Raw genomic sequence first — 4843 nt, 5'->3', positions numbered from 1 at the left:
GCAGGACGGGGTCGATTCGGTCAATACCACGGCCGCCGAACTGGCCCGCGTGAACTTGCGCCTCTCCCGCGCCGCCGATGCCTCCAGCGACCGCACAAGCCTGCTGGACCAGCGCGACATGCTGCTGGAAAAGCTGAGCGGACAGGTCGATATCTCTACCGCTTTCGCCACCGATGGCTCTGTGCAAGTCCGGGTAGGCGGTTCCGGCGGGCCGGGCCTGGTCGACGGCGGCAGTGCCGCCACTCTGGCCGTGGCAAGCGGCGGCGACGGCACGATCTCGTTCACGCTGGGCGGCACCGCAGCCACGCTCTCTTCCGGCGCATTGGCGGGGAAAGGGCAGGCCCTCACGGAACTCGCCGCCGTCCGCGATCAGCTCGACGCGACGGCTGCGGGTGTGATTGCGGCGCTCAACAGCACGCAGACGGCCGGAGCCGACCTCACCGGCGCGGCCGGACAGGCGATGTTCTCCGGCAGTGGGGCCGCCGACATCTCGCTGGCCCTGACCAGCGGCAGCCAGATCGCTACCGCCCCCGCCGGATCGGGCGCCAACAGCCGCGATACATCCAACCTCGTCGCCATGCGTGAGGCTCTCGAAAGCGCCGATCCTGCAGGCGCGATGGACACTCTGCTGTTCGGCATCTCCAGCGCCGTCGCCGGGCGCACCGTGACCCGCGATGCGCTGGAATCCATTGCTGGTACCGCGAAAGTGGCCCTTCAGGCCCAGGCCGGCGTCGATCTTGACGAGGAGGCGATCAACCTCACGCGCTTCCAGCAGGCCTACCAGGCTTCCGGCCGGGTCATGCAGGTCGCTTCCGACATCTTCGATTCCATCCTTTCCATCAGGTAGTCCGCGCCATGTCGATCGTATCCACCAGCACCAGCGCCTTCTTCGAGCGCGCCCGCCGCGACATGAAGGACTTGCGAACGCGAGCCGAGGGCTACCAGGCGCAGATGTCCAGCGGCAGCAAGCTGGAGCGGTCCTCGGACAATCCGGTCGCCGCATCGCGCCTGCGCGCGCTGGCCCGGCAGGAGAAGCTGGCGGGGATCGACCGCACCAGCGCCGGACGCGCCAGCGCCGACCTTTCCCTGGCGGATGCCGCCATGTCGGACATGGCGGAAGCGCTGATCCGCGCGCAGGAACTGGCGATGGAGGCCTCCAATTCCACGCTCACCGACACCCAGCGCGCCTCGATCGGCCAGGAGCTGGACCAGCTCTTCAACAATCTCCTCTCGCTTGCCAATGCGCGGGATTCCAGCGGCCATGCACTGTTTGGCGGCGAGAGCGCGGGGGATGCCTACACCCTGGATGCTGCGGGCAAGCCGGTCTACGTCGGCACCAACAGCTCCGGCGAACTGCCGCTGGGTGACGGACAGAGCGTGACGCGCTCGATGACCGGCCCCGCTTTCCTCTCGTTCGCCGGCGCCGACGGCACAGCGACGGACCTCATGTCCGTGGTCCGGACTCTCGCGAGCGCACTGTCGGGCGGTTCGGCCGATCCGGCCGGCGCGGCGGGCAGTGCGCTGGCCGATCTCAAGGCCGGGCTCGACACGCTTTCCACCGGCCAGACCGTAATCGGCACCCGGCTTGCATGGATCGAGGTGACCGACGACCGCCGCGTCAATCTGTCGGAACTGCGCTCTTCGGAGGAAGCGGACCTCGGCGGCGTCGATCTCGCCACGGCGCTGGCGCAGCTTCAGGAAACGATGACGGTGCTGGAAGCCAGCCAGGCCAGCTTCACTCGGCTGGCCTCGCTCAGCCTGTTCGACCGGCTGAACTGATCCGCCTTTCGCGTCCGGCCTGTCAAAAAGCGTGAATCCGGGGGACTGCCTGCATGTTCGTGATCATCGGCGTCGTCATCCTGCTGGTGATGGTTTTCGGGGGCTTTGCGATGACCGGCGGGGCGCTCGGCCCGGTCATGGAAGCGATCCCGCACGAGATGCTGATCATCGGCGGCGCCGCGATCGGGGCCATCGTCACCGGCAATTCCATGCACGAGATCAAGGCTCTGGGCGGCGGGCTGGGCAAAGTGTTCAAGGGGCCGCGCCACAACAAGCAGGATCATATAGACGCCATCATCCTCACCACCCGGCTGATGAAGATCCTGCGCTCCGAAGGCCCGGTGGCGCTGGAAAGCCATGTCAACGAACCTGAAACGTCCGCGCTTTTTGCCGAATTCCCGCGTCTGCTCGCCAACAAGCCGCTGGTCCACCTGATCTGCGACACGCTGACCCTGATCGTCGTCTCCTCCGGCACGCTGGAGGTTCATGCGGTGGAGGACGTGATGGACAATGCGATGAAGACCCATTTCCACGAAAGCCACGAACCACAGCACGCACTCCAGGGGCTGGCAGATGCCCTCCCCGCACTGGGTATCGTCGCCGCCGTGCTGGGCGTGGTGAAGACCATGGGCTCGATCGACAAGCCGCCCTCGATCCTGGGCGCGATGATCGGTTCGGCGCTGGTCGGCACCTTCATGGGCGTGCTCCTGGCCTACGGGATCGTCTCGCCGCTGGCCGGGCGCCTGAAGCAGGTGCTGGAGCAGGACGAACAGATCTTCCAGGCGGTGAAGCAGGTCATCATCGCCAGCCTGCATGGCTGGCCGCAGCCCCTGGTGGTGGAATCGGCCCGCTCCGGGCTTGGCCATGCCTTCCGCCCCGGACTTTCCGAACTGCTCGACGCCTTGAGGGGTCGCTGAAATGGCCGCTGGAAAGAAGCCCGAGCCGCCCCGGCCGATCATCGTGAAGAAGATCACCATGGTCGCCGCCGGGCATCACGGCGGCGCCTGGAAAGTCGCCTATGCCGATTTCGTGACGGCCATGATGGCCTTCTTCCTGCTGCTCTGGATTCTGGGCGCCACCACCGAGAAGCAGCGGCGTGGCATCGCCGACTACTTCACGCCCACCCTGGTCAAGACCAAGCAGGGCAGCGCCGGGTCCGGGCAAGGCGTGCTCGGCGGCGCCTCGCTGACCCAAGTGGACAACTATCCGTTCAAGGCCGGGCAGACCGGTACCAAGACGCTTACCATCCCGCGCGACGCCACCGGCGGCCCGAAGGAAGGCGGCTCCAAGGACACTTCAAAGATCAAGCGCAGCTCGCGCGCCAAGGAAGCGCTGGAAAAGAAACTCGCCTCCACCGAGCGCCTGCGCCGCCTTTCCCGTCAGGTGCGCATGGTGGATACCACGCAGGGCGTGCGGATCGACATGGTCGACGATGCGGACTTCTCGATGTTTCGCCTGGGCACCACGATCCTGACCCCGCAGGCGGTTGAGCTGCTTTCCGCCATTTCGCAGGCCATCGGTCCGGCCGGGGGGCCTTTGACGATCCGGGGGCACACCGATGCCTTGCCTTACAAGCAAGGCCTAGCGGGCAACAACTGGTCGCTATCGGCCGGGCGAGCGGAAGCCACGCGCCAGCAGCTCATCCGCAACAGCGTGGAGGGCGCGCGGTTCAAGCGCATCGAAGGCGTGGCCGACACCGAACTGCTGATCCCGGCCGACCCGCACGACCCGCGCAACCGGCGCATCTCGATTACTCTGGCGGATTGAGCGACGGGGCATCCACGCGCACCTGCCCTCGATGCACATCGTCATCCTGAACTTGTTTCAGGATCCATTTCTGGCCGTCCACGCCGGCTCGTTCGGCAAGATGGATCGTCCCTATTGCACCTGCGCATCCGGGAGCGCCGAAGTCCTAGCCTCCAGCCGGCCCTTGCCGCGATAAACCAGCGCGCAGCTCGAACTGCCGGCGCAGAACTGCTGCAAGGGCGCCATCGACCGCGCGGAGTAGCGATACCTCAGCCCGGCCTCGGCCACTTCCAGCTCGGAGATGTCGCGCATCCGGTGTTCGTGGGCGAAACGAACCGCATGGCCGCGTTCCACCGGCGACCAGGACGACCATTCATCGTAGAGGCGGTGGTGATAGCGGAACCGCACATCGCCGGTTGCGCGATTGTCGAGCGAGGTCGGCCAACCGTTGCAGGCGGCAAGCGAGGCACAAGCCGCAAGAAGCAGCGCGAGTCTTGTCGTTCTCATGCCGCTTCCGTTGCCCCATCCGGCCCGCCGCCGCACGGCTTTTCGCACTTGCGGCCATTTTATCGACAGAAACGCTCAGTCCAACGCCACTTATCGAGCAAACCGATCAACTCAATCGGATCAACGCCCTACACATCGTCACACGAGCGCCCTATCTCCGTCCTCGAACTTCAACACCCAATCGAGGGAGATCATATCCATGGGTATCGTCGGCAGCCAGATCAAGCCGTTCAAGAACACCGCTTTCCAGTCGGGCAAGGACTTCTTCGACGTCACCGAAGCAGACATCGCCGGCAAGTGGGCCGTGTTCTTCTTCTACCCCGCTGACTTCACCTTCGTCTGCCCCACCGAGCTGGAAGACCTCGGCGAGCAGTACGAAACCCTCCAGGGCCTTGGCGTCGAAGTCTACGGCGTTTCCACCGACACGCACTTCAGCCACAAGGCCTGGCACGACACCTCGGACAAGATCGGCAAGATCAAGTACGCGTTCCTCGGTGACCAGAACCATGCCCTGACCAACAACTTCGGCGTTCTGCGCGAAGGCGTTGGCCTGGCCGACCGCGCCACCTTCGTGGTCGATCCGGACGGCGTGATCCAGCTGGTCGAAATCACCCCCGAGGGCGTGGGCCGCAACGCGGTCGAACTCGTCCGCAAGATCAAGGCCGCCAAGTACTGGCGCGAGCACCCCGGCCAGGTTTGCCCGGCCAAGTGGGAAGAGGGCGCTGAAACCCTCGCTCCCTCGCTCGACCTCGTCGGCAAGCTCTAAGACTACCGCGATCTACCGGGTCGCGTGCTGAAGGTGCGCGGCTCG

At 65.7% G+C, this 4843-nt stretch carries 6 protein-coding genes; 5 read left to right on the top strand and 1 reads right to left on the bottom strand.

Going from position 1 to position 4843, the window contains the following annotated elements:
- The 4 genes from RT424_RS23915 to RT424_RS23900 form a co-directional block, all read left to right on the top strand.
- Window positions 1–847: FlgK family flagellar hook-associated protein (locus RT424_RS23915; protein ID WP_313443327.1), on the top strand; the 847-nt coding region annotated here is incomplete at its 5' end.
- A gap of 8 nt (window positions 848–855) precedes the next feature.
- The gene (locus RT424_RS23910; protein ID WP_313443325.1) at window positions 856–1779 is read left to right on the top strand and encodes a flagellar biosynthesis protein FlgL; all 924 of its coding nucleotides are present in this window, start codon (window positions 856–858) and stop codon (window positions 1777–1779) included.
- 53 nt (window positions 1780–1832) lie between these two features.
- On the top strand, window positions 1833–2696 hold the full coding sequence (motA, locus tag RT424_RS23905; protein WP_313443323.1) for a flagellar motor stator protein MotA: 864 nt from the start codon (window positions 1833–1835) through the stop codon (window positions 2694–2696).
- 1 nt (window position 2697) lies between these two features.
- Entirely contained in the window at window positions 2698–3546 is an 849-nt protein-coding gene (locus RT424_RS23900) for a flagellar motor protein MotB (protein WP_313443321.1), read from the top strand.
- Between the two features lie 111 nt (window positions 3547–3657).
- On the opposite strand, the gene RT424_RS23895 is transcribed toward RT424_RS23900, so the two are convergent.
- Window positions 3658–4032 carry a hypothetical protein gene (locus RT424_RS23895; RefSeq protein ID WP_313443319.1) on the bottom strand — a complete coding sequence of 125 codons (375 nt, stop codon included), beginning with the start codon at window positions 4030–4032 and terminating at the stop codon, window positions 3658–3660.
- A 199-nt stretch (window positions 4033–4231) separates the two neighbouring features.
- Between RT424_RS23895 and ahpC the strand changes: the two genes are divergently transcribed.
- Complete coding sequence (ahpC, locus tag RT424_RS23890) at window positions 4232–4798, top strand: alkyl hydroperoxide reductase subunit C (protein ID WP_313443317.1); 567 nt, start codon at window positions 4232–4234, stop codon at window positions 4796–4798.
- The last annotated feature ends 45 nt before the right edge of the window (window positions 4799–4843 follow it).

It is taken from the genome of Novosphingobium sp. (assembly GCF_032093395.1).
In the GTDB taxonomy this organism is placed as follows: domain Bacteria; phylum Pseudomonadota; class Alphaproteobacteria; order Sphingomonadales; family Sphingomonadaceae; genus Novosphingobium.
This window is presented reverse-complemented; position numbering and strand designations above follow the sequence as displayed.